Here is a 531-nt window from a genome sequence, read left to right as displayed (position 1 = left end):
CCTTCGGGCCTCCCTCCCTCTCCCAAAGGGAGAGGGAGAAATGAGCTTACTTCTCTTCTTCGAACGTCACGGCGACGTCGGCGTTCGCGCTCAGGCGTACGACACCATTCTCGACATCGGCGACCAGGCCGAGCGAGATGAAGTGGTGGTGCCCTTCATGGGCGCTATGCCCTTCGTTGATCAGCGCGCCCGAATCCTTCTTGGTCAGCTTGATGCGGCCGCCCTGGACGTGGTCGACCGTGCCGACATGGACGCCGTCGGCGCCGATGACTTCGGCATGTTCCTTGATCTGCGATGCGTCGACCATTTGGGTAGCTCCTTCGTTACGGTTGCGTGTTCCAAACGCATGCCTAGCGCTTTGGATGCACGGAGGCTTGTATGATCCGATCATCACGCGCACGCACTTTTTCCATCCTCGCCGCCCCGCTGCTGCTCGCCGCCTGCGCGCATCAGGTGGCGAGTGCCGTGCAGCACACGCCCGATACGCCGGGCTTCCTGCTCGGCGTGTGGCATGGCTTCATCTTCCCGGTC

At 62.3% G+C, this 531-nt stretch carries 1 protein-coding gene; it reads right to left on the bottom strand.

Annotated elements, in window-relative coordinates; translation table 11 throughout:
- Positions 1-46: 46 nt before the first annotated feature.
- On the bottom strand, positions 47-307 hold the full coding sequence (locus AACY52_RS29920; protein WP_010407407.1) for a DUF2171 domain-containing protein: 261 nt from the start codon (positions 305-307) through the stop codon (positions 47-49).
- Positions 308-531 lie beyond the last annotated feature (224 nt).

This window comes from Pseudomonas sp. EA_65y_Pfl1_P113, assembly GCF_963970525.1.
GTDB classification, from domain to species: Bacteria; Pseudomonadota; Gammaproteobacteria; order Pseudomonadales; family Pseudomonadaceae; genus Aquipseudomonas; species Aquipseudomonas tritici.
Note: the sequence above shows the minus strand (reverse complement) of the source record. Positions and strands in the feature narration are given on the sequence as shown.